General features: G+C 33.9%; 18 protein-coding genes. 13 read left to right on the top strand and 5 right to left on the bottom strand.

Features of this window, described 5'->3' with window-relative positions; genetic code table 11:
- The first annotated feature begins 54 nt into the window (after nucleotides 1-54).
- Genes HMPREF1630_RS05080 through HMPREF1630_RS05060 form a run of 5 tightly spaced genes read left to right on the top strand, consistent with a single transcriptional unit; the run spans nucleotide 55 to nucleotide 4,065 of the window.
- Nucleotides 55-405, top strand: coding sequence for a Spx/MgsR family RNA polymerase-binding regulatory protein (locus HMPREF1630_RS05080; RefSeq protein ID WP_004827644.1), 351 nt, complete (start codon nucleotides 55-57; stop codon nucleotides 403-405).
- Between the two features lie 56 nt (nucleotides 406-461).
- A complete protein-coding gene (gene brnQ, locus HMPREF1630_RS05075; protein ID WP_037327665.1) occupies nucleotides 462-1,805 on the top strand; it encodes a branched-chain amino acid transport system II carrier protein in 1,344 nt (447 codons plus the stop codon).
- A gap of 50 nt (nucleotides 1,806-1,855) precedes the next feature.
- Complete coding sequence (locus HMPREF1630_RS05070) at nucleotides 1,856-2,743, top strand: DegV family protein (protein ID WP_037327662.1); 888 nt, start codon at nucleotides 1,856-1,858, stop codon at nucleotides 2,741-2,743.
- A gap of 42 nt (nucleotides 2,744-2,785) precedes the next feature.
- The gene (gene trmB, locus HMPREF1630_RS05065; protein ID WP_037327659.1) at nucleotides 2,786-3,412 is read left to right on the top strand and encodes a tRNA (guanosine(46)-N7)-methyltransferase TrmB; all 627 of its coding nucleotides are present in this window, start codon (nucleotides 2,786-2,788) and stop codon (nucleotides 3,410-3,412) included.
- 56 nt (nucleotides 3,413-3,468) lie between these two features.
- A complete protein-coding gene (locus HMPREF1630_RS05060) occupies nucleotides 3,469-4,065 on the top strand; it encodes a DUF4230 domain-containing protein (RefSeq protein ID WP_037327656.1) in 597 nt (198 codons plus the stop codon).
- Between the two features lie 73 nt (nucleotides 4,066-4,138).
- Here HMPREF1630_RS05060 and HMPREF1630_RS09435 read toward each other — a convergent pair whose 3' ends face one another.
- Entirely contained in the window at nucleotides 4,139-4,270 is a 132-nt protein-coding gene (locus tag HMPREF1630_RS09435; protein WP_004827634.1) for a hypothetical protein, read from the bottom strand.
- An 82-nt stretch (nucleotides 4,271-4,352) separates the two neighbouring features.
- Nucleotides 4,353-5,060 carry a heparan-alpha-glucosaminide N-acetyltransferase gene (locus tag HMPREF1630_RS05055; RefSeq protein WP_037327652.1) on the bottom strand — a complete coding sequence of 236 codons (708 nt, stop codon included), beginning with the start codon at nucleotides 5,058-5,060 and terminating at the stop codon, nucleotides 4,353-4,355.
- Nucleotides 5,061-5,122: 62 nt separating this feature from the next.
- Between HMPREF1630_RS05055 and HMPREF1630_RS05050 the strand changes: the two genes are divergently transcribed.
- Nucleotides 5,123-6,397: a bifunctional folylpolyglutamate synthase/dihydrofolate synthase gene (locus HMPREF1630_RS05050; protein ID WP_037327649.1), complete on the top strand. Its 1,275-nt coding sequence runs from the start codon at nucleotides 5,123-5,125 to the stop codon at nucleotides 6,395-6,397.
- A gap of 43 nt (nucleotides 6,398-6,440) precedes the next feature.
- On the opposite strand, the gene HMPREF1630_RS05045 is transcribed toward HMPREF1630_RS05050, so the two are convergent.
- Nucleotides 6,441-8,237, bottom strand: a complete 1,797-nt coding sequence (locus HMPREF1630_RS05045) for an ATP-dependent helicase (RefSeq protein WP_037327647.1) — start codon at nucleotides 8,235-8,237, stop codon at nucleotides 6,441-6,443.
- A gap of 96 nt (nucleotides 8,238-8,333) precedes the next feature.
- On the opposite strand from HMPREF1630_RS05045, the gene HMPREF1630_RS05040 reads away from it, so the two are divergent.
- The gene (locus HMPREF1630_RS05040) at nucleotides 8,334-9,131 is read left to right on the top strand and encodes a nitroreductase family protein (protein WP_037327644.1); all 798 of its coding nucleotides are present in this window, start codon (nucleotides 8,334-8,336) and stop codon (nucleotides 9,129-9,131) included.
- 41 nt (nucleotides 9,132-9,172) lie between these two features.
- Nucleotides 9,173-9,979 carry a type I methionyl aminopeptidase gene (gene map, locus HMPREF1630_RS05035; RefSeq protein WP_004827623.1) on the top strand — a complete coding sequence of 269 codons (807 nt, stop codon included), beginning with the start codon at nucleotides 9,173-9,175 and terminating at the stop codon, nucleotides 9,977-9,979.
- 27 nt (nucleotides 9,980-10,006) lie between these two features.
- Here map and HMPREF1630_RS05030 read toward each other — a convergent pair whose 3' ends face one another.
- On the bottom strand, nucleotides 10,007-10,630 hold the full coding sequence (locus HMPREF1630_RS05030; protein WP_197049864.1) for a thymidine kinase: 624 nt from the start codon (nucleotides 10,628-10,630) through the stop codon (nucleotides 10,007-10,009).
- Complete coding sequence (gene ychF, locus HMPREF1630_RS05025; protein ID WP_037327641.1) at nucleotides 10,623-11,720, bottom strand: redox-regulated ATPase YchF; 1,098 nt, start codon at nucleotides 11,718-11,720, stop codon at nucleotides 10,623-10,625. Before ychF ends, HMPREF1630_RS05030 begins: the two co-directional genes overlap by 8 nt.
- A gap of 199 nt (nucleotides 11,721-11,919) precedes the next feature.
- Here ychF and HMPREF1630_RS05020 point away from each other — a divergent pair, with 199 nt between their 5' ends.
- The 5 genes from HMPREF1630_RS05020 (at nucleotide 11,920) to nifJ (HMPREF1630_RS05000) (ending at nucleotide 24,032) form a co-directional block, all read left to right on the top strand.
- The gene (locus tag HMPREF1630_RS05020; RefSeq protein WP_037327639.1) at nucleotides 11,920-13,689 is read left to right on the top strand and encodes an aminopeptidase P family N-terminal domain-containing protein; all 1,770 of its coding nucleotides are present in this window, start codon (nucleotides 11,920-11,922) and stop codon (nucleotides 13,687-13,689) included.
- Nucleotides 13,686-15,536 (top strand): excinuclease ABC subunit UvrC, encoded by a 1,851-nt coding sequence (gene uvrC / locus HMPREF1630_RS05015; protein WP_037327637.1) that lies wholly within the window; start codon nucleotides 13,686-13,688, stop codon nucleotides 15,534-15,536. Before HMPREF1630_RS05020 ends, uvrC begins: the two co-directional genes overlap by 4 nt.
- A 3-nt stretch (nucleotides 15,537-15,539) precedes the next feature.
- Nucleotides 15,540-16,550, top strand: coding sequence for an HPr(Ser) kinase/phosphatase (gene hprK, locus HMPREF1630_RS05010; RefSeq protein WP_156095808.1), 1,011 nt, complete (start codon nucleotides 15,540-15,542; stop codon nucleotides 16,548-16,550).
- Nucleotides 16,551-16,670: 120 nt separating this feature from the next.
- Nucleotides 16,671-20,195 (top strand): pyruvate:ferredoxin (flavodoxin) oxidoreductase, encoded by a 3,525-nt coding sequence (gene nifJ, locus HMPREF1630_RS05005; RefSeq protein WP_037327634.1) that lies wholly within the window; start codon nucleotides 16,671-16,673, stop codon nucleotides 20,193-20,195.
- A 309-nt stretch (nucleotides 20,196-20,504) separates the two neighbouring features.
- On the top strand, nucleotides 20,505-24,032 hold the full coding sequence (gene nifJ, locus HMPREF1630_RS05000) for a pyruvate:ferredoxin (flavodoxin) oxidoreductase (RefSeq protein ID WP_037327632.1): 3,528 nt from the start codon (nucleotides 20,505-20,507) through the stop codon (nucleotides 24,030-24,032).
- Nucleotides 24,033-24,177 lie beyond the last annotated feature (145 nt).

The raw sequence follows: 24,177 nt of genomic DNA, 5'->3' as shown, positions 1-24,177 counted from the left end.
TAGGTTAGTTTAAGAGGACTATGGGTAAAATATTAAAGAATAAAAGGAGGAAATATGAAAATTATTTGCTATAGCAAGTGCTCAACTTGCAAGGGTGTTTTAAAAACAATGGATGAGAAAAAATTAAAATATGAATTAAGGGATATTAAGGAAGATAACCCAACTAAGGAAGAAATAAAAAAATGGCATGAGGCAACAGACTATGATATTAAAAGATTTTTTAATACCTCTGGCATGATCTATAGACAAGAAAATCTAAAAGATAAGCTTGATGGAATGAGCCTTGAGGAAAAATATGAAAAACTTGCCTCAGATGGAATGCTTGTAAAAAGGCCTATTCTTTTCTTGGATGATGGAAAAATTTTAGTTGGTCCTGATGTAAAAAAATACGTTGATTCATTATAAGTAATTGCAGATTAACTGATAAAGGTGTATCATATAAAAAACTTTAGGGGTTAGATATGAGAAAAAAATTAACTTTATCAGAAAACTTATTAATTGGCTCCTTACTTTTTGGCTTATTCTTTGGTGCTGGAAACTTAATCTTCCCCTTAGAACTTGGCCAAAGATCTGGAGCCAATATTTCATTAGTAACAATTGGATTTTTGTTATCGGCAGTAAGTCTGCCTATCCTTGCTGTTGTTGCAACTGCGGCAAGTGATAGTGAAAGTTTATTTGACCTATCAAAGGCAGCAGGAAGTAAATTTGCTTACTTTTTTACAACACTATTATACTTAACAATAGGTCCTGGCTTTGCCATTCCAAGGACGGCAACTACTACTTATGAAGTAATGTTTGAAGGAAACGAGAGTTTTTATAATTCTTTCGGACTTTTAATATTCTCCTTGGTATTTTTTGCTCTGGTTTTGTATTTTTCAATCAAAAAAGCAAAACTAATCGATACTATTGGTAAGTTTATGACTCCCTTATTTTTAATTTTGTTATCAATTTTATTGATTTTTACAATATTTAAACCTATGGGACCAGTTGGTATGAATTTGCCAACTGCCAAGTATTTGTCAAATGCTCTTGCAGTTGGATTTGTCGATGGCTATAACACCTTAGATGCACCAGCAGGACTAGCTTTTGCTATTATAATAATTTCTAATATTAAGGACTTAGGAGTGACAGATAAAAAGTCAATGGCACTTGAAACCTTAAAATCAGGTTTGGTTTGCCTATTAGCAATGTCAATTATTTACGCGGGACTTTCATTTATGGGTGGTGCTTCTGCAAACATCCTTGATGATTTCGCTAATGGTGCTGTAATTTTATCACAAATATCTGAGCATTACCTAGGCAGTCTTGGCCATATACTTTTATCAATAATTGTATTTGTTGCCTGCTTAAAAACTGCTATTGGACTTGTGTCAGCTTGTTCTGAAATGTTTGAAGAGATGATAAAAAACAAGATTTCCTATAAGACATATTGTGTAATATTTTCTGCTGTTTCACTATTAATAGCAAATCTTGGATTAAAACAAATTATCACCTTATCATTGCCAGTATTAATGTTTATTTACCCAATATCGATAGTACTAATAGCTATTTCTATTATTTCTATCTTTATGGGCAAAAGAAAATTTGTTTACCAGCTAAGCCTTGCAGTTACAGCAGCTTTTGCATTTTTGGATTTCTTAAAAACATCTCCAGATTTTATTAGTAAAGCACCTATGGTACTTAAGATCCTAGATTATGCTAATAATAGCCTTCCGGGTTATGAAACAGGTTTTGCTTGGGTTATGCCAGCTGTTATTGCCTTCATCGTAGGTCTAATAATTGATAAGAAGTTTCTCAGAAATTGAATTTATCTTAATAAAAAGTATGATGTAATTTGGATTTATGAGAGGTAAATATGAGTGATTTTATACTAAGCGCTACTTCGACTGTTGACATTAGTAGGGAAGAGCTAGAAAAAGAAAATATAAAATGGATTAGTTTTCCTTACCAGATTGATGGCAAAGAGTATATGGATGATTTAGGAAAAACTCTTTCGCTAGATGATTTCTATCAGGCTATGATAGATGGTGCTGTGGCAACAACAAGCCAAATCACCTATGTTAGATATATAAATTATTTTGAAGATTTGCTTAAGGAAGGTAAGGATATCCTTCATATGTGCTTATCATCTGGAATTACAGGTGAGTACCAACAAGCACTGATGGCAAAAAAAGAGTTAGAGACAAAATATCCTGAAAGAAAAATCTTAATTTTAGATAGTTTGACAGCTACTGCTTGCCAAGGTGTTTTGCTTCTTGCTCTAAATGAGCAAAGAAATGAAGGAAAGACTATTGATGAGGTTTATGACTGGGCTACAAAAAATAGGGCGAATGTTAATGCTTTATTTTTTACATCTGACCTTACATATTTAGTTAGGGGTGGAAGATTATCAAAAGCCGCAGGTTCTTTTGGAAATCTTTTAAATATTTGTCCAATTATAGAAGTTAACCTTGAAGGGAAACTTATTGTAAGGGATAAGATTAGAACAAAGAAAAAGGCGATGAAATCTCTTGCCAAGCAAATTTCTAAGAGATTAATTAAAGATTTTCCTTATCTTAATGAGATTTTTATAGTTCATACTCATTCAAAGGAAGATGCTGAAGAATTAAAATCAATGTTAAATGAACTTTTGCCTGATTATACAGGCAACATAAGTATCCACGAGATTGGAACTACAGTCGGTGCCCACCTAGGACCAGGTACAGTTGGTGCTGGATTTTGGGGCGAGGAAAAAACTATATAGGACAGTCGCTAAAGGCGACTTCCTTTTTTTATGAGGTAATTTATGAGATTAAGACACAAACCAAATGCAATTCCCACCATGCAAGAAAGCCCATACATTATTTTTGATCCAGAAAATCATAAGGGCGCTTGGCAAGACTTATTTAAAAATAAAAATGAAATAGAATTAGAGATAGGAGCAGGTAAGGGAGAGTTTATTGTAGGTAAGGCTATAATGGAAAGTAACAAAAACTTCTTAGCTTTGGAGATGAATACAAATGCCTTTGTAGCTGCTTGTAGAAAAATTGAAGAAAATGAACTAACAAATGTATATGGGATTGTCGGTAAGGCTGAAGACCTCATAGATATGTTTGAACAAAATGAGATTTCAAAGCTTTATCTAAATTTTTCTACTCCATGGCCTAAAAAACGTCACAACAAGAGAAGACTTTCCCACCAAAATTTTTTAAAATTATACCAAGTTATTTGTAAAAGTGGGGCTGAACTAGAGCTAAAAACAGATAACGAAGATTTTTTTGAAGGATCTTTAGCATATTTTCAAGAATTTGGCATGGAAATAATAGAGGTTAATAGAAATCTTGCCGAAGAAAAGTCTATTGTAACAGAATATGAAAGAAAATTTAGAAATAAGAATATGCCGATTTTTTATGTAAAAGCTAAATTTAAATAGACATTTTCAATAAAATAAGGTAAAGTTACCATAAATTAATAAAAAGGGGAGATAAAATGAAAAAAGCTAAGAAATTAATTCTTGGATTGTTTACAGCTGTGATTTTAATTTTTGCTTCATACTTTTTTGGAATGAAAAGCAGTCTTAAAAATTCAGAAACAAAAATTTCATCAGAAATAATTAAAAATCAAATCCTCTCAGTTAAGGAATTAACTACACTTAAGTATAAGTACACAAATGTAGGTTCTTTTGAAAATCAAGCCGAATTCTACGGTATGAAATTACCATTTACCCAAAAGAAATTTATAATATCTTATGATGGAGAGGTGAATGCTGGGATAAATCTAAATGATATTCAGGTCACCTTAAATAAGGAGGATAAAAAAATTAGTATCCAAGTACCTAAAGCAGAAATCCTTAACCATGTAATCGATGAAAATTCCTTAACAATTTTTGACGAAAAAAATTCAATATTTAATCAATTGGAAGTGAAGGATTTTTCTGATTTTAGGAAAGATGAAATGAAAAAGATAGAAAAAGACCTTGAAGAAAAGGGATTTTTACAAGAAGCTGACAAAAAGACTAAGGAAGCTATAGTAGAAATTCTAAAGATAAATCCATTATTAGAAGAATATACAATCGAATTTAACTAAAAAAATGCTCTTGGAATATAGATTCTAAGGGCATTTTTATTAGTATTTTTAACTTAATATCTTAAAGTAATAGTTATAATCCAAGATGTGCTACAAATTTTCCTATTGCATAACCAAACTTATAAACTAGAACGAGGGTTATGATAGATGCAAGTATAAAATAAGATGCTGGGTAGTGCTCTTTATATTTTTTTATACGGTCCATAAATTTTCCTCCACTTAAATTTTCTCTTCTTGTATTTAATTGTATATTATTATAAGCCTATATGGACAAAAATCAACTTACATCACAAAGTTAACTTATAGATTAGGCTAACCAAGGGATAGAGGATTATTTGGTGGGTGATGTAAATAAGCATCGAATGTCTTCCGATTTTTGCAAGGAAATTTTCTTTGACGTCAAAGTTGAAAAAGTTTTTCTTATGTAAATATTTCCCCAGAGAAAGTCCAGCCAAAAAGGCGAATAGCCAAGGAATTAATGGAAAGTAGTCATTTGAATAAAAGTCAAATGATGGAAAGCCTATAGGAAATAAATTCATTTGGTAAAGACCATTAAAAAAACTATTATCCCATAAAAGTCCGGCTGGAATTTTGTAGGAAAAGGCAAAGGCAAGTAGGAAAACTGGCCATAGTTTAGGGTTAATTAAATTTTGTATCAAACCAGCGATTATCATTGATAGGCCAAGTCCATTTAAAACTCCCCAAATAATCAACTGGTCTTTGGCAAAAAGAAAGGTTATTATGGTAATTGCAAAACCGATTAGACTTGTACTGAGACCTCTTTTGAAATTTTTTCTAGGATTAAAAAAGCTAGAAGTTATCCCCGAAATGAGAAAAAATGACAAAGCAATTGACAGTTGCCAAATCCTATTAAAAACAGTTCCGTTATAAAAATCTAGGGTCCGAAAGTAGTTTATATTGTAAAATAAGTGGAAGAGGACCATAGAAATTATGGTAAGGCCTCTAACAGTATCAATTATTTGTATTCTTTTCATAAAATCTCCTCCCTTTATTATAACATATGGTAAAATAAACTTATAAAGTTTCTGGAGGAAATATGAAAAATTTTGACGATTATTTAGATTATCTATATGGGAGGGGATCTTCTGGTGAAGACCACACTCTTAGAAATATAAGAAAAGTTATGGAAGCCTTTGACAATCCCCAAGATAAGATAAAAACTATCCATGTTGCTGGGACAAATGGTAAGGGCTCTACAGCAAAGATGCTTGCTAATGTCCTCGGTAAAAAAGTTAAGTGTGGGATTTTCACTTCACCTTATATGGTTAGGATAAATGAAGAAATTTCGATTAATGGTGTAGATATAAGCGATGAAGATTTTTGCAACCTTATGGATAGGATTCGCCCAGTTGCAGAAAAATGTGATGAAGAAGGTTACCACATAACTTATTTTGAATTTTTAACTGCTATGGTTTATCTTTATTTTTATGAGCAAAAGGTAGATGTGGCTGTGATAGAAGTTGGCCTCGGTGGTAGTCTTGATTCTACTAATATTATAAAAAGTCCTCTTGCATCAGTAATTTGCTCTATTTCTATGGATCACATGAATGTTTTGGGATCTACTATTGAAGAAATTGCTGCAAACAAGGCAGGTATTATAAAAAAGAACCGACCTGTATTCGTATATCCACAAACAAGCCAAGTTGCCTTTGAGGTTATAAAAGAGAAAGCCAAAGCCGTAGGAGCTCAACTTTTCACCTTCGAAAAAGATGAAATAAATATAAAAGATTCTTCTAACGTTGGAAATACTTTTGATTTTAAATCTTATAAAAATTTAAAAACAAATCTTAGGGGTGAGCACCAAATTTATAATGCAAGCCTTGCCCTTATGGTTTTAGATTATTTCAAAAAAGACTTCAACCTCAGCGAAGATGATATCAAAGATGGGATAAGAGAAACCTACAATCCAGGTAGAGTTGACTTGGTTTCTACAAATCCACGAGTGCTCTTAGATGGGTCTCATAATAAAGAATCAATTGACGCCTTATTAGCTAGTCTTAAAAAGTTTGATTATGACAAGTTAATAGTAGGTTTTTCAATCCTAAAAGATAAGGACCATAAAGATATTATAAGAAAGATTGCAGGTCTTGCTGATGAACTTATCATAACCCATATTGATGACAATCCAAGGGCGCTTGATACACAAATAATAGACGAAGAAGCAAAAGCTTATGCTAAAGACATTCATGTAATTGAAAATAACAAGCAAGCCTTTGAATTTTCTTTAAAAGAAGCCAAGGATAAAGACTTAGTTCTTTGGTGTGGGTCCTTGTACCTTATCGGAAAAATTTTATCCTATTTGGAAAAATAAGAAATCATATTATAAAAAATCGCCCATGCCAAAGGACGATTTTTTATTTGTTTAAATATTTTATTCTTGTAAAAAATTCAGAAGGCAAGGCTTTTTTATTATTTCTCTTTTTGGTTGCTAGGATGTATAAATTATCCCTAGCCCTGGTCATAGCTACATAAAAAATCCTTCTTTCTTCTTCTAAGTTTTTTATTGGATCTTTCTCGTAGTCGATTATAGGAAATTCATTTTTATTTAAATCGACCACGAAGACCTTATCATACTCGAGTCCCTTAGACCTGTGGATAGTTTGAAGAATGATGCTAGATTTGCTTATTATTTTAATTTTTTTCTTAAGGCTCAAAACTTTCTTATCAAAATCTCCTATTGTTTCAAGGTCCTGGGTGAAATTTATTAGACTTTCAATAAATAAATCCTTGTTAATAACTTCTTCTGCAAACTTGTTTGCCTTTAGGGAGGCGTATTCTTTATAGCCCATATATTTGTAAATGTAGGAAATTTTCCTCGATAGGGGAAGGTTTCTTAAGTGCTTTAGCTTTTTTTCTATGTCATATAGAGAATTTTTTCTATCATAGTCTATAAAGTTATAAAAAAAATCAAAGACATCTTGGTTAAGAGGCTTAGTGTTAAGTTTTTCAATCTCCGTCTTTTTGATAAAAGTTTTTATCTTATAATAAATATTTTCAAAGGCGCTTACATTATTAAAATCCTCAGAAAATTTGATTATATCGAATATATCATCTATAATTTGAGATTTGAAGAAATCTAGGAAATCATCATTTATAGAAAAATCAATCCCATCTTCAAGTAAAAAACTGACAAGGTTTATAGCTGAGATATTATTCCTAAATAAAATCGCGTTGGTTTTGTCGTTATCAATATTTTTTCTTATAAAATTGTATTGATCATAGGAATCGTGTAGGGTTTTAATAATAATTTTATCCCCCTTATCTTTTTTGCTAATGATTTCTTTTTCATAGCGAAATTTATTTTCTTTAATAAAATTTCCTGCAAGAGTCGAAATATTTTTGCTTGACCTATGATTTTCGTTCATAATTATGATTTCAGCCCTAGGATAATAGGCCTTAAAATTTAAAAGATACTCAGGATCAGCCGCTCTAAAAGAGTAAATTGACTGGTCATCATCTGCAACAACCATAAAATTATTATTTAGGTTTACAATTTCTTTTAGAATCTTAAATTGCAATAGGGAAGTGTCTTGGCCTTCATCTAGCTGAAAATATTCATACTTTTGATGGATGGATTTTAGGAGCCTTGGGTTTTCTTCCAGAAGCTTGAGAGCTAGGATTTGCATATCATCAAAATCTATGTAGTTATTTATTTTCTTGAAATTTTCATAGGTTTGGTAGACTTTCTCAATATTTTTTATCCTAACTTTTTTTAAATATGACTCATCAAGCATAGCGTTTTTCATGTAAGATGTTTCTGTGAAAAAATTCAAAATATCTTCTCGAGATGGCTTTTTATTATTAATATCCTGGTATATACGTTTAACTAAGTCGTATTTATTGTAGGTATCAGTTGATTCTAATAATCTTAACTCTCTATGAAATTTTTTTAGGTAATTTCTAATAATAAGGTAGCAAAAAGCATGAATGGTCATGATATTTGTATCGTCACCTGTGTAACGGTTATTCATATCTATAGCTTGGGTTCTAGAAAAAGTTAAGGTTAATATTTTATTTGGCGAAGTAATTTTACTTAAAATTTTTACTCTTTCTAGAAGCATGGTAGTCTTGCCCGCGCCAGGAACTGCAAGGACTAGACAGGGTCCATCTATAAAATTTGCTGCCCTATTTTGTATGTCAGTTAGCTTCATATTAATATGATACCATATATTTTTTTGAAAAATATGATAAAATAGAATGTAGGTATAGTATAATAGAAGCAGTAGAATATAAATATGGGGGAATATATGCTTACAACACAATTTTTAAAGTCTAGAACTTCAACAAGAGATTTCAAGGATGTGGATCTTAAAAAAGCTGATTTAGAAAAGCTTGAAAATATAATTGATTCTGAAATTATAAAACTTGGTAAGGATGACCTTGCTTTTATAGTTCAAACTGATGGAGAAGCAGTTTATAAGGCTCTTGATGGCAAGGCTGGATACAAAGGAATAATGATAAAAGCTCCAGCTTATCTTGCTTTAAACACTTTAAATGACAACCCATCAAGCTTGGTTAAAGGTGCTTATGGGGTAGAAGAAATAATAACAGAGCTTGACAAAATGGGCATCGGAAACTGCTGGATTACAGTAGGAGATGTAGGGGAAGACATTAAAAAATCTGTATTTAATTATGAAAAAGGAGAAGTTAATTTACTTCTAGCTATAGGCTATCCTGTAGATACAACTGTTAGAGAACATCAGTTTGATGACAGAAAGGGTATTGGTGAATTTGTATTTATTGATGATCTAGAAAATAAAGCAACAAATGAAGATCTTGAACAAAGAGGACTTGATGAGATTTTCGCTTATGCGAGATTTGCACCATCAGCTTATAATGCTCAACCATGGAGATTTGTCCTTGTTGATGACTTAATCAAACTATACATTGAAGATTATAAGGGAAATGCAAACCTACTTGATGCAGGTATTATTATGTACTACATCGACAAATTAGGTGAAAGTATTTCTATGGGTTCAAATTGGGAAATTAAACCAGAACTTAATGACGACAAATATGTCTATATAGCAAGTAAACAACTATAAGATGAAGGGCGCCAAGGCGTCCTTTTTAGGAGAGTGGAATATTGATTAGAATTTATAACGAAACTTATTTTGAAAAAATGAGAAAGGCAGCTGAGATTTTATGTCAAACTCACCTTGCCTTAAGGGAAGTAATAAGACCAGGTCTAACAACAAATGATTTGGATAAATTTGCTAATAAATTTATCGTAGACCATAAAAAGGCAATACCAGCACAATTAGGGTATCAGGGTTTTCCATTTACTCTTTGCACATCAGTAAATGATGAGATTTGCCACGGCTATCCAACAAATAAACCTCTTAAAGAAGGAGACATTTTATCAATTGATAATGTTGTCAACTTAGATGGAGGCTTAGCTGATTCTTGTTGGACTTATACCATAGGCGAGATGAGTGAAACTGATCAAAAGCTTGTAGATGTAAACCTAGAAGCCTTAAATAGGGCAATAAAAGTTGCTGTGCCAGGAAATAGGATTGGTGATATTGGTGCTGCCATTCAAGAATGTGTAGAAGATGAAAATGGATTTTCTGTTATACGTGACTTTATTGGTCATGGTATCGGCAAAGAAATGCATGAAGACCCACAAGTACCACACTACGGCAAGGCTGGTAGAGGACCAAGGATCGAAGTAGGAATGGTCTTTACCATTGAGCCAATGATAGCTATAGGCGATTGGCGTATGAAACTTGATAGTAATGGCTGGACTGCAAGGACTGTTGATGGATCAAAAGTTAGTCAATTTGAACACCAACTAATAATTCACAAGGATGGTCCTGAAGTTATAACAGACCAATCAAAATATAAATTAACAGAGTCTGACCTCGAATTTATAAAGAATTATAAGTTTTAAAAAAATCTACCCAACTGGGTAGATTTTTTACTTGCCTAAATTCAATTCTATTTGATTTTTTGTTTTTTCTCTTTCGGCCATTTTTTCATTATAGCAAGACCTACATAGGGGTTCGTAAACATCCTTTGAACCTATTTGTATCCTTGAATCATCACTAGATTTTCTGTAGGATGCCCAAGCGTCTTCACCACATGATGCACAAATAGCGTGGTGTTTTATTAATTCATCTGCTAGGGGCATTATTTCTTTTATAATCTCAAAAGGCTTAGCCCTGTAATCCATATCAAGACCAGAAATGACTATGGTTATATTTTTTGCCATGAGTTTATTAAAAATGTCAACTACTTCACTAGGCTCGTTTGGAAAAAATTGTAATTCGTCGATACCGACTGCATCTACTTCATGTTTTTTAACGTAGTCCAAAATTTCATTTAGATTTTCTATCTTAATTGCATCTAGGGATAAGTTATCATGAGAGACAATTTTTTTATCACTATCTCTGTTATCAACTGATGGTTTAAAGGCTACTGTTTTGTAATTTGCTATTGTCATCCTGTAAAGCTCTCTCCAGAGGGAGGTTGTTTTGCCTGAAAACATTGATCCTGTGTGGACAATTAACTTACCTTGTCTTTTTATCATTTTCTTAAACATTGAACTTAAATTCCACTACATCTCCATCTTGCATGATGTAGTCCTTTCCTTCCATTCGTAGTTTACCAGCTTCTTTAGCTTTTGCCTCACTACCAGCTGCTACTAAATCATCATAGGAAATAACATCTGCCATAATAAAACCACGTGCTATATCTGAGTGGATTTTTCCTGCTGCATCTTGGGCACGAGTACCTTTTGTGATTGTCCAAGCTCTGGTTTCAACTTCACCGGTTGTTAGGTAGGATATGAGGTTTAAAGTCTTATAGGAGTCTCTAATTACCCTATCTGTACCAGATTCTGTAAGTCCAATCATGGCAAGGAATTCTTCTCTTTCTGCTTCTGTTTCTAATTCTGAAATTTCTTGCTCGATTTTTGCAGATACAACAGAAACTTCTGCTCCTTCACTTTTAGCAAAGTCACGAACCATTTCTACATATTTATTGCTAGCACCGTCATCAGCGGCATCATCTTCATTTACATTGCATACATAAATAATTGGTTTGGTAGATAGGAGTTGGTAGGATCTTAAAAGTTTTTTCTCTTCATTGTTTAAGTCAAGGATTCTTGCAGATTTTCCTTCTTCAAGTACTGCAACAATTTTTTCTAAAACTTCTACTTCGGATCTGGCGCTTTTGTCAGCCCTAGCTACTTTTCTTTTCTTTTCCAAAACCTTGTCAACAAGTTCAAGGTCAGAAAGGATTAGTTCAAGGTTAATAGTTTCTATATCTCTTAGTGGGTCAACAGAACCATCTACATGGGTCACATTTGGGTCATCAAAACACCTTAAAACTTCTACAATAGCGTCAGTTTCTCTGATATTTGATAAAAACTTATTACCAAGTCCTTCACCCTTACTAGCTCCCTTTACAAGGCCAGCTATATCGTAAAATTCTACAACAGCAGGGACTATTTTTTTTGAATTGCTCATTTCTGACAGCACATTTAATCTATTGTCAGGTACGTTAACAAGACCAACATTTGGGTCAATAGTAGCAAAAGGGTAGTTTGCTACGAGGGCACCTGCTTTTGTTATGGCATTAAATAATGTTGACTTGCCAACATTAGGTAGGCCGACTATTCCTAGTTTCATCTCATTCACTCTCTCTTTTTATTTATTCTTATAACTATTATATTATAATGGATTTAAAGAAAAAATCAATCTTCATCAATCTTAAAATAGGTCCTAAAGTCTGGTATAATGATATGTAGAAATAATATTAAACTGTGATAAAATATTACTATAAGCTCGAGCAAGTAGTCTTGCTTAATTTAAAGATTAGGAGATAAGGATGAGTATAAATAAAAGATTAGAACAATTAAGATCTTTGATGAGAGATAGAAAAATTGATGCCTACATTGTTGCAACATCAGATCCTCACCAATCAGAATATTTAGCAGATCATTATAAAACAAGAGAATTTATTTCAGGTTTCACTGGCTCGGCAGGAACAGCAGTAATAACATTAAAAGAAGCTAGGTTATGGACAGACTCCAGGTACTTCTTGCAAGCCCAAAAAGAACTGGAAGGCTCTGAATTTGAATTAATGAAGATGGGAGTTGAAGGTTATCCAAGTATTGTTGAATACTTAGACGAAAATATAGCTGAGTTTGGAAAAATTGGTTTTGATGGAGAATGTTATTCTGTGACAGGTTACAAGAACCTTTCAGAAAATATGGGTGCGAGAGTTTTGGTTTCAGACCTTGATTATATCTCTAAAATTTGGACTGATAGACCAGCCCTACCACAAGATAAGGCGTGGATTCACGATGAAAAATATTGCGGCTTAAGTCTAAAAGAGAAACTTGATATCCTAAGAGAAAAAATGGCTTTAAACCATTGTGATTACACCTTCATTGGTGCACCAGAAGATATTTGTTATCTCTTAAACATTAGAGGAAATGATGTAGCTTATAATCCGGTTATTCTTTCCTATATGCTTATTTCTAAAGATAAGGCTTGTTTATGTATTGATGAAGAAAAGATTGCTGGAAATGTTCGCGAATATTTGGAAGAAAATGGTATCAGCATTTATTCTTATGAATATATTTATAGTTTGTTAAAAAATATTCCTGGGAAAAATAGGATTTACCTTGATCCTGCAAGGACAAATGTGGCTATTTATGATGCTATTAATGCAAATGTAAAAATCACCCAAGGAATTAACCTAACTACCTATATGAAGGCTGTAAAAACTGATGCAGAAATAGAAAGTATTAAAAAAGCTTATATTATTGACGGGGTAAGTCTTGTAAAATTCTTTAACTGGCTAGAAGTTGGAGCTAAGACAGGGTCATTAAATGAATTAGTTGCATCAAACAAGCTCCATGATTTGAGGGCTCAAAATGAAAGTTTCATAGAAGATTCTTTTGAAACTATAGCTGGTTATAAAGACAATGCAGCAATAGTTCATTATGCGCCTTCAAAAACTGGTTCAAAAACATTAAGAGATGAGGGAATGATCCTTGTTGATTCAGGTGCCCACTATAAAGAAGGAACAACTGATATTACTAGGACCATAGCTCTTGGTAGCCTTAGAGAAGATGAAAAAATTGATTATACTTTGGTTTTGAAATCTTTCTTAAGTTTATTTTTGGCTAAGTTTAAGAATAAGACTAAGGGTACCAGACTTGATATGATAGCTAAATATCCATTATGGAAGGCCGGAAAAGACTTCTTCCATGGAACTGGTCATGGAGTCGGCTTTGTCCTTACTGTTCATGAGGGTCCACAGGCAATTTCAGAAAGAAATGAAGTTGAATTTGTTGAAAACATGACAACATCAATTGAGCCTGGTCTTTATATAGAAAATAGCCATGGAATTAGAATTGAGAGTGAAGCTCATGTAAAAAAAGCATTTGATAATGAGTTCGGTCATTTTCTCGAGTTTGAAACTCTAACCTATGTACCAATTGACACTAGACCAATTAAAATTGAAATGCTTTCTACAGAAGAAATTGACTGGCTTAATGCTTATAACAAGAAATGCTATGAACTTCTAAGTCCATATTTAGATGGTCATGATTTAGAATACTTAAAAGAAAGTTGCAAGGAAATTTGAGTCACAAAGAACTTAAGGAAAAATTAAAAGAACTACCAGAAAAACCTGGTGTATATATAATGAGAAATGCTGATGGGGAAATTATTTATGTTGGTAAGGCTATTTCTCTAAAAAATAGGGTCAGACAGTATTTTGACAATAATAAAAACAAGGGCGCCAAGGTTCTTGCCATGGTAAGTCATATTGCTGATTTTGAATATATAATTGTTCAAAATGAAGTTGAGGCCTTGGTTCTTGAGTCTAACCTCATAAAGAAAAATAGACCAAAATACAATATTGTTTTAAGAGATGACAAACAATACCCTTATATAAAAATAAATAAAGAAAAATTCCCCAGGATTCAAAAGGTAAGGCAAGTTCATAAGGATGGGGCAGATTATTTTGGGCCCTATCCAGATGCCTATGCAGTTAATGATGCCATAGATTTATTTCATGACTATTACCCCTTTAGGACTTGTAATTTGAATTTTGATAGGGGTCAGAGTCTTGATAGGCCATGCCTAAATTATTTTATAAAAAAGTGTAAGGGTCCGTGTATTGGCGAAGAAGATGAAAGCACCTACCTAAGTAAGATGGATGATGTCAGGCAGTTTCTTGATAAAAAAGATAGAAAAATTTCTGATAAGGTTCTAGAAAGAATGAATGAAGAAAGTGCTAAACTGAATTTTGAAATGGCAGCTAAGTACAGGGATTATTATAGGGCACTTTCAATTCTTTCTGAAAGACAAAATGTGACGGAAACAACTGGTGATGATGTCGATATTATCGCTATTAGCAAGGGTGTTTCAATTATAGTTGTTCAAGTTTTCTTTATGCGTAAGGGGCATATTGTCGATAGAGAACACTATATCATTAAAAATGAATTTGCGGAAGAAGAAGCTGATATTATTTCGTCCTTTATCAAGCAATTCTACTTAGATTTGATTTTTATACCAAAAGAGATACTTGTCCAAACCCTGCCTAGTGATTTGGAATCAATAACCGATTTTCTTAATCAGAAAAAAGGCTCCAAGGTTAAAATCCATCAACCCAAATTGGGCAAGAAGTTTGAACTTATTACCATGGCTGCAAGAAATGCTGAAGACATGCGTATTAAACATGAAAAAAGAATTGATAGGAAAGAGAGAAATAAGTCTTCAGGGCTAAACCAACTTAAAGAAATTTTAAATGTTGACAAAATTAATAGGATTGAAGCTTATGATATTTCGAATACTTCTGGTGTACAGTCTGTTGGATCGATGGTAGTTTTTGAAAATGGGATTTCTGCTCCTAAGGAATATAGGAAATTTAAAATTAAAACAGTAGAAGGTCCAGATGATTATGCTTCTTTAAGAGAAGTGTTGATTCGAAGGTTTACAAATGCAAAAAAAGAAATAGCCAAAGGCAGTACCCATACAGGATTTGGTAAATTACCTGATTTGATTTTGATGGATGGTGGTAGGGGGCAGGTTTCTATCGCCAAAGAAGTTTTTAAACAGATGAATATTGACGTTGAAGTAGCTGGTCTTGTTAAAGATGATAAGCATACCACAAGAGGCATTATTTATAATAACGATGAGATTCAAATTAGAAGAAAAGACCCAGTTTATAAATTGATTTATGAAATTCAGGAAGAAGCCCATAGGTTTGCTATAAATTACCACAGGTCTCTAATGAGAAAGTCGATGAAAAAATCTGAACTTGATGATATAAAGGGCGTGGGTAAAAAGATTAAGGCAAATCTTTACAAGCATTTTAAGACTATTTCTAATATTAAAAAGGCTAGTATTGAAGAATTGATGGAAGTTCCTCTTGTAGGCAAGGAAGCAGCTGTTGAGATATACAAATTTTTTAGGCTGAAAGGATAGTTGATGACAGAAGTTTTTGATATTAATGATAAAAGTGAACAGATAACGGAAGTTAATTCCGGAGTAAACCATAAGACAATTAAACTTTATAAGGTTGTAGAAAATTTAGGACTCGAAATTATTAGCGCTTCGACAGATTATAAGGAAATTGTTCTAGAAAACGCTGATGTAAATAGACCGGGTCTGCAACTTACTGGTTACATGGAAGAATTTCCTTATAAAAGACTCCAGGTTATAGGAACTGTAGAGTATAACTATCTAACAAGTCTGGATAGCAAGATGCAATACGAAAGATTTAGGGGGATTTTGTCTTATGCTATACCAGCAGTAATTTTTTCTAATAATAAGGAAATAAATGAAGATATAGTTGATTTGGCGAGATATTATAATATCACTCTTTTAAGATCACCTGCCAAGACTACTAAATTGATTTCAGATATATCAGACCAACTCGAATATCAATTAGCACCGACAACAAATGTTCACGGTGAGCTTCTAGAAATATTTGGTATAGGAGTTTTGATAATGGGCAAGTCCTCAGTAGGTAAGTCTGAAACTGCTCTTGAACTTGTAACTAGAGGTCACAGGTTAGTTGCCGATGATATGGTAGATATAACTGCGATTGATAAAAAAATTGTAGGTGAAGCTCCAGAAAACATTAGGCACTTTATGGAATTAAGGGGTCTTGGTATAATAAACGTTCGTAGACTTTATGGTTCGGGAGCAATTAAGCTTCAGACAGAAGTTGATATGGTAATTGAGCTTGAGCAATGGAAAGATGATTATGAATATGATAGGCTTGGGATTGATGAGCACTACATCGAACTACTCGGCATTAAGCTACCTCATCTAGTTGTGCCTGTAAGGGCTGGTAGAAATATTGCACTTATTATTGAAGTTGCTGCCATGAATCAAAGAGAAAAAGCTTTTGGATATAATGCTGCAAGAATAATGACTGATAGCATTTTCCATCCAGAAAGACTTGTAGATAAATCAGAAAAAATAGGGGGTTAACTCCTATTTTTTTATTTTGAAAAATTTGTCAAGGATAACTTTTTCCTATATAATAAAATTAAGAGATGAAATTAATCTCTTTATATGCATTATAAATTATAAAAGAGAGGAAGGATTGAAATGACAATTAAAAGATCTAAAAAAACAATGGATGGAAATACGGCTGCGGCACATATTTCTTATGCATTTACTGAAGTAGCAACTATATTTCCGATAACCCCTTCTTCACCAATGCCTGAGTGCGTTGACGTGTGGGCTGCCAATGGCAGGAAAAATATATTTGGCAAGGAAGTTATAGTTAAAGAAATGGAATCTGAAGCAGGTGCTGCTGGCGCTATGCATGGTTCACTAGGAGCCGGCGCCCTTACTACTACATATACATCAAGCCAGGGTCTCTTATTAATGATTCCAAACCTTTATAAAATCGCTGGTGAAAGACTACCTGGAGTTTTTCACGTTGCAGCCAGGACAATAGCAACTCATGCCTTATCAATATATGGAGACCACTCTGACGTCATGAGTGTAAGGCAAACAGGTGTAGCCATGATGGCGGCAAATTCGGTACAAGAAGTTATGGACCTAGGGGCTGTTGCCCACCTATCAGCTATTAAAGCAAGGCTTCCATTCTTGCAATTTTTTGATGGGTTTAGGACCAGTCATGAAATTCAAAAAATTGATGTCTGGGACTATAAAGATCTAGCACCTCTTGTTGATTATAACCAAGTTAGGTTCTTTAAGAATACATCATTAAATCCAGAAAGACCAAAGACTATGGGTACTGCTCAAAAAAATATTTTCTTCCAAGCGACAGAAGCTTCAAATATGATTTATGAACAAGTACCGGGTATTGTTGAAGATTATATGGATAAAATTAATGATTTAATAGGTACAAATTATAGGCTATTCAATTATTATGGTGCACCAGATGCAGAAAGAATTCTTATAGCTATGGGCTCTGTGTGCCAAACCATTAGAGAAACTATTGATGAATTAAGGAAAAATGATGAAAAAATAGGCTTGGTTGAAGTCCATCTATTTAGACCATTTTCTAAAGAACACTTATTAAAGGTAATACCAAAAACTGTCAAAAAAATAGGGGTTTTAGATAGGACTAAGGAGAAAGGTGCTGAGGGTGAACCACTTTATAAGGATGTTGTTACAGCCTTTTACGACGAAAAGAATAAACCGGAAATAATAGGTGGTAGGTTTGGTCTTGGATCTAAGGATACTATTCCAGCTGATATTGAGGCGGCATTTAATAATCTTAAATGTGAGATGAAAAAAGACTTTACTCTTGCTATCCATGATGATGTAACTAATAAATCACTTCAAAGAACTGAATTGAGAATTAGGCATGAAGGTCAATCAAGATGCAAGTTTTGGGGTTTTGGCTCTGATGGTACAGTTGGAGCTAATAAGGAAGCTATTAAAATTATTGGCGATAATACTGATATGTATGTTCAAGCCTACTTTGATTATGATTCAAAAAAATCGGGAGGCTTAACAGTATCCCACTTAAGATTCGGCAAGGAACCAATTCTTTCGACATATTTACTAGATGAGGCTGATTTCATTTCTTGTTCAAAACAAGCTTATGTATTCAATTATGACCTTCTCGCAGGTCTTAAAGATGAGGGTGTTTTCTTATTAAATACCGTTTGGCCAAAAGAAGAATTAGCAGAGCGTCTACCTGGATCAATGAAGAGATATCTTGCCAAACATAAAATCAACTTTTATATAATTGATGCCAGCCATATAGCCGAGAAAATAGGTCTTGGTTCAAGAACAAACATGATTATGCAATCAGCTTTTTTCAACCTAACCAAGGTAATAGACACAGATGATGCTATGAAATACTTAAAAGATTCTATTGTTAAGGCCTATGGTCATAAAGGCGAAGACATAGTTGCGATGAATAACAAGGCTGTTGACATGGGGGCAAGTGCTTATGAAAAAATTGAAATTCCAGACGAATGGGTAAGTGCAAAGGATGAGATAAAGGAGGAAGTAAAACTACCTGACTTTATCAAAAATATTGTTAAGCCAATGGAAGAGCAAAAAGAAGATGAAATCCCTGTTTCTGCCTTTAAAGATATTGATAATGGTGCATGGGAAACAGCGACAACCCAATACGAAAAAAGAGGAGTAGCATTAAATGTACCTCAATGGCAAATAGATAAGTGTATCCAATGTAACCAATGTTCGTTTGTATGCCCACATGCTGTCATTAGACCATTTTTAGTAACAGAAGAAGAAAAAGTAAAGGCTCCAGCTGGTTTTGCAACAAAGAAGGCTATAGGTAAGGGACTAGAAGGTTACGATTTTAGAATCCAAATATCACCACTTGATTGCACAGGTTGTGGCAACTGTGCAGATGTATGTCCTGCTCCTCAAAAAGCTTTGATTATGAAACCTTTCGAAGAAGAAGTTGAAAAAGAGAAAGATAATTGGACTTACGCCCATGAAGTTGTGGGTTATAAAGAAAATGTCATGGATGATTCTTCGGTTAAAGGCAGTCAGTTTAAGAGACCTTTACTAGAATTTTCTGGTGCTTGTGCAGGATGTGGTGAAACTCCATACGCAACAGTTATAACCCAATTATTTGGAGATAGGATGTTGGTTGCTAATGCGTCCGGTTGTTCATCAATATGGGGAGCAAGTGCACCTTCAGTTTCTTATGCGAAAAATTGTGAGGGCAAGGGTCCGTCATGGGCAAACTCTTTGTTTGAAGATAACGCCGAGTATGGTTATGGCATGAAACTTGCAACAGAGTCAAATAAGTATCTATTAGAAGTATATATGAAAAACTTCCTAGGCTTAAACCTCGACACTCAATTTAATGAAGCCTTTAAAAAGTGGATTGAAAACAAAGATGATGTTAAAGGTTCAAAAGAAGCGACAGCTGAAATATTAAAACTAAAGAACGAAACTGTAGATTCTGAAAATGGACGTAGTCTATTAGAAAAAATATTTGATTTAAAAGATTATTTAATTAAAAAATCTGTATGGATTTTCGGTGGTGATGGTTGGTCTTATGATATTGGTTATGGTGGTGTAGACCATGTTTTAGCCAGTGGAGAAGACATAAATATCCTTGTTTTTGACACAGAAGTATATTCGAATACAGGTGGTCAATCTTCAAAAGCCACACCGCTTGCAGCAGTAGCTCAATTTGCAGCATCAGGTAAAAAAGTAAGAAAGAAAGACTTGGGTTTAATGCTATCCACATATGGTTATATTTATGTGGCACAAGTGGCCATGGGTGCAAATCAAAACCAATGTTTAAAGGCAATGAGAGAAGCAGAAAGCTATGATGGTCCATCAATCATAATTGCATATGCACCTTGTATCAATCATGGTATTAGAATTGGTATGGGTAAATCTCAATACAGAGAAAAACAAGCAGTTGAAGCTGGTTATTGGCATTTATGGAGATATGATCCAAGACTAGAAGATGAAGGAAAAAATCCATTCCAATTAGATTCTAAAGAGCCATCTGCATCTTTCCAAGAATTTATCCAAGGTGAAGTAAGGTATTCTTCACTTAAGAGGTCTTTTCCTGAAACAGCTGACGAGCTTTATGAAGAAGCAGAAAAAGCTGCGAAGGCAAGATACAATACCTATAAGAGACTTGCAGGAAAATAATTTCATAAAAGAAGCAGGCAGAAGCTTGCTTCTTTTTAAAATCTATTTAAAACTTTAGAGAAATAAAATTTTATACAGACTGCTCCTAAATACGAGCATATTTATTCATTTGCTTATGTTTTATAAATTATATAGCTTATGGAAATGGATGAATTTGGTTATTTATTAGACGGTTATAGATTGATAATAAATATGCTATATGAATAAAAAATGAAAATATTTTCTCCAAGTCTTGACAAAGAATGAAAATATAATTATACTAATAGTAGTGTTAACGATAATTGCTTATAATTATTTTAGGAGGTCTAGATGACAATTACTAGAGCAATGAAGACTATGGATGGTAACACAGCAGCAGCGCACGTTTCATATGCGTTTACTGATGTAGCTACAATATATCCTATCACACCTTCTTCACCAATGCCAGAAAGCGTAGACGTATGGGCAGCAAACGGACGCAAGAACTTATTTGGTCAAGAAGTTAAAGTTAAAGAGATGCAATCAGAAGCCGGCGCAGCAGGAGCTATGCATGGATCACTTGCAGCAGGAGCACTAACAAGTACATATACAGCAAGCCAGGGTCTATTATTAATGATTCCAAACATGTATAAGATTGCTGGAGAAAGATTACCAGGTGTTTTCCACGTTTCTGCAAGAACTATAGCAACTCACGCACTATCTATTTATGGTGACCATTCAGACGTTATGGCTGCTAGACAAACAGGTTGCGCTATGCTTGTATCAAACTCAGTTCAAGAAGTTATGGACTTATCTCCAGTAGCTCACTTAGCTGCTATTGAAGGTAGAATTCCTTTTATCAATTTCTTTGACGGATTTAGAACAAGTCACGAAATTCAAAAAGTTGAAGTTTGGGACTACAAAGACCTTGCTACAATGTTAGACTTCAAGGCTGTTGAAGAATTCAAGAACCATTCACTAAACCCAGAAAGACCAAAACACATGGGTACAGCTGAAAAGAATATCTTCTTCCAAAGAACAGAAGCAAGCAACACAGCTTATACAGATATCGTTGGTATAGTTGAAAACTATATGAACCAAATCAATGAAAAAATTGGAACAAACTATGGTTTATTCACATACTATGGTGCTGATGATGCAGAAAATATCATCATAGCTATGGGTTCTGTATGTCAAGCTGCTAGAGAAACAATTGATGTTCTTCTAAAAGAAGGCAGAAAAGTTGGTATGGTAGAAGTTCACCTATACAGACCATTCTCAAAAGAACACTTACTAAAAGCAATTCCTGCTACAGTTAAGAAAATAGCTGTTCTTGATAGAACAAAAGAAAAAGGCGCTGTAGGAAGCCCACTTTACCTTGATGTTAAAGCATGCTACTATGAAGAAGAAAAGAGACCATTAATCATTGGTGGTATCTTCGGTCTTTCATCAAAAGATACAATTCCAGCAGACATTAAGGCTGTTTATGACAACCTCGACAAAGATGAACCAAAACATGACTTCACATTATCAATCACTGATGATGTTACTAACAAATCACTTCCAAGAGATGATTTCAAAGTTAGACATGAAGGTACAAGCAGATGTAAATTCTGGGGATTCGGTTCTGATGGTACTGTAGGTGCTAACAAACAAGCTATCAAGATAATCGGTGATAATACAGACATGTATGCACAAGGTTATTTCGATTATGACTCTAAAAAATCAGGTGGTTTGACTGTATCTCACTTAAGATTTGGTAAAGAACCTATCCTATCAACATACCTATTAGACGAAGCTGACTTTATTTCTTGTTCAAAACAAGCTTATGTTAACCAATATGACCTATTAGCAGGTATTAAAGAAGGTGGTACTTTCTTATTAAATACTGTTTGGTCAGTTGAAGAACTTGAACAACACCTTCCAGCTAAGATGAAGAGAGTTCTTGCTGAAAAGAACATTGATTTCTATATCCTAGATGCAAGCCATATTGCTCAAAGCATCGGTCTTGGTGGAAGAACAAACATGATCATGCAATCAGCATTCTTCAACCTAACAAAAGTAATTCCAGTAGAAGACGCTGTTAGATACTTAAAAGAATCAATAGTTAAATCTTATGGTCATAAGGGTGAAGACATTGTAAACATGAACTACAATGCTGTTGATAAGGGTCTTGAAGCTCCAATTAAAGTTAACGTTCCAGCTGAATGGAAAGATGCAGTTGACGAAGTTAAAGAAGAAAAAGAACTACCAGATTTCATTAAAAACATCGTTAAACCAATGCTTGAACAAAAAGAAGATGACCTTCCAGTTTCTGCTTTTAAAGGCATCGAAAATGGTGAATTTGAATCAGGTACAACAGCTTACGAAAAGAGAGGTATAGCTCTTAACGTTCCTGAATGGCAAATAGATAATTGTATTCAATGTAACCAATGTTCTTACGTTTGCCCACACGCTGTAATTAGACCATTCTTAGTAACAGAAGAAGAAAAGGCTAATGCTCCTGAAGGCTTTGAAACTAAAAAAGCTATTGGTAAGGGCATGGACGGATTTACATTTAGGATTCAAGTATCTCCACTAGACTGTACAGGATGTGGTAACTGCGCTGACGTATGTCCAGCTCCAAAGAAAGCTCTTCTAATGAAACCTTTCGAAGAAGAAGTTGAAAAAGAAAAAGATCATTGGACATATGCTCATGAAGTTGTTGGCTACAAAGAAAATGTTATGGACGACATGACATTAAAGGGAAGCCAATTCAAACAACCATTATTCGAATTCTCTGGCGCATGTGCAGGTTGTGGTGAAACTCCATATGCTAAATTAATTACCCAATTATTTGGCGATAGAATGTATATAGCAAACGCTACTGGTTGTTCTTCAATCTGGGGAGCATCTGCACCAGCTATGTCATACACAAAGAACCTTGCAACAGGTAAGGGTCCAGCTTGGGGTAACTCATTATTTGAAGATGCTGCTGAATACGGATATGGTATGAAACTTGCAGCAGAAGCAAATACTCACTTACTTGAAGATAACATGACTAAGTTCCTAGAACTAGGTCTTGATTCTCAATATAACGAAGCATTCAAAGCATGGCTTGAAGGAAAAGATGATGTTAGAGCTTCTAAAGAAGCAACAGCAGCTATCTTAAATGTTAAAGAAGAAGTTGAAGGCGAAGATGCTAAGAAATATCTAAACAACATCCTTAAACTAAAAGACTACATGATTAAAAAATCTGTATGGATCTTTGGTGGTGACGGATGGAGTTACGATATAGGATTTGGTGGCGTTGATCACGTACTTGCAAGTGGTGAAAACATCAATATCTTCGTATTCGATACAGAAGTATATTCTAACACAGGTGGACAATCTTCTAAATCTACACCATTATCAGCAGTAGCACAATTTGCTGCATCTGGTAAAAAGGTAAGAAAGAAAGACCTTGGTCTAATGATGACTTCATATGGTTATGTATATGTAGCACAAGTTGCTATGGGCGCAAATCAAAACCAAACTCTAAAGGCTATTAAAGAAGCTGAAAGCTATGATGGACCATCTATCGTAATTGCTTACGCTCCATGTATTAACCACGGTATCAGAATTGGTATGGGTAAATCACAATACAGAGAAAAACAAGCCGTAGAAGCAGGTTACTGGCACTTATGGAGATTTGACCCAAGACTTGCTGAAGAGGGCAAAAATCCATTCCAATTAGACTCTAAAGAACCTACAGGATCATTCCAAGAATTCATCCAAGGTGAAGTAAGATATTCATCACTTAAGAGATCATTCCCAGAAACTGCTGATGAGCTTTATCAAGAAGCTGAAAAAGCAGCTAAGGAAAGATATGAATCTTACAAGAAATTAGCAAATAAATAATATAAGCAAGGAAAATCGCCATTCATTGGCGATTTTTTCTTTGCAAAAATACATAATTATTATATTAAATAAGAATATAATTAAAATAGAATTCAGATAGGTGGCAATAATTTATCAGACTTACAAATTTATGGTATAATAAAGT

This window comes from Anaerococcus lactolyticus S7-1-13 (genome assembly GCF_000758765.1).
Classification (GTDB): Bacteria; Bacillota; Clostridia; order Tissierellales; family Peptoniphilaceae; genus Anaerococcus; species Anaerococcus lactolyticus.
Note: the sequence above shows the minus strand (reverse complement) of the source record. Positions and strands in the feature narration are given on the sequence as shown.

Coding starts and splice junctions, on each gene's coding strand:
- HMPREF1630_RS05020 (WP_037327639.1), top strand. CDS start 11,920: ATGAGTATAAATAAAAGATTAGAACAATTAAGATCTTTGATGAGAGAT.
- HMPREF1630_RS05080 (WP_004827644.1), top strand. CDS start 55: ATGAAAATTATTTGCTATAGCAAGTGCTCAACTTGCAAGGGTGTTTTA.
- HMPREF1630_RS05055 (WP_037327652.1), bottom strand. CDS start 5,060: ATGAAAAGAATACAAATAATTGATACTGTTAGAGGCCTTACCATAATT.
- HMPREF1630_RS05030 (WP_197049864.1), bottom strand. CDS start 10,630: ATGTTTAAGAAAATGATAAAAAGACAAGGTAAGTTAATTGTCCACACA.
- HMPREF1630_RS09435 (WP_004827634.1), bottom strand. CDS start 4,270: ATGGACCGTATAAAAAAATATAAAGAGCACTACCCAGCATCTTATTTT.
- HMPREF1630_RS05040 (WP_037327644.1), top strand. CDS start 8,334: ATGCTTACAACACAATTTTTAAAGTCTAGAACTTCAACAAGAGATTTC.
- HMPREF1630_RS05070 (WP_037327662.1), top strand. CDS start 1,856: ATGAGTGATTTTATACTAAGCGCTACTTCGACTGTTGACATTAGTAGG.
- brnQ (WP_037327665.1), top strand. CDS start 462: ATGAGAAAAAAATTAACTTTATCAGAAAACTTATTAATTGGCTCCTTA.
- HMPREF1630_RS05060 (WP_037327656.1), top strand. CDS start 3,469: ATGAAAAAAGCTAAGAAATTAATTCTTGGATTGTTTACAGCTGTGATT.
- nifJ (WP_037327634.1), top strand. CDS start 16,671: ATGACAATTAAAAGATCTAAAAAAACAATGGATGGAAATACGGCTGCG.
- nifJ (WP_037327632.1), top strand. CDS start 20,505: ATGACAATTACTAGAGCAATGAAGACTATGGATGGTAACACAGCAGCA.
- HMPREF1630_RS05045 (WP_037327647.1), bottom strand. CDS start 8,237: ATGAAGCTAACTGACATACAAAATAGGGCAGCAAATTTTATAGATGGA.
- HMPREF1630_RS05050 (WP_037327649.1), top strand. CDS start 5,123: ATGAAAAATTTTGACGATTATTTAGATTATCTATATGGGAGGGGATCT.
- hprK (WP_156095808.1), top strand. CDS start 15,540: ATGACAGAAGTTTTTGATATTAATGATAAAAGTGAACAGATAACGGAA.
- ychF (WP_037327641.1), bottom strand. CDS start 11,720: ATGAAACTAGGAATAGTCGGCCTACCTAATGTTGGCAAGTCAACATTA.
- trmB (WP_037327659.1), top strand. CDS start 2,786: ATGAGATTAAGACACAAACCAAATGCAATTCCCACCATGCAAGAAAGC.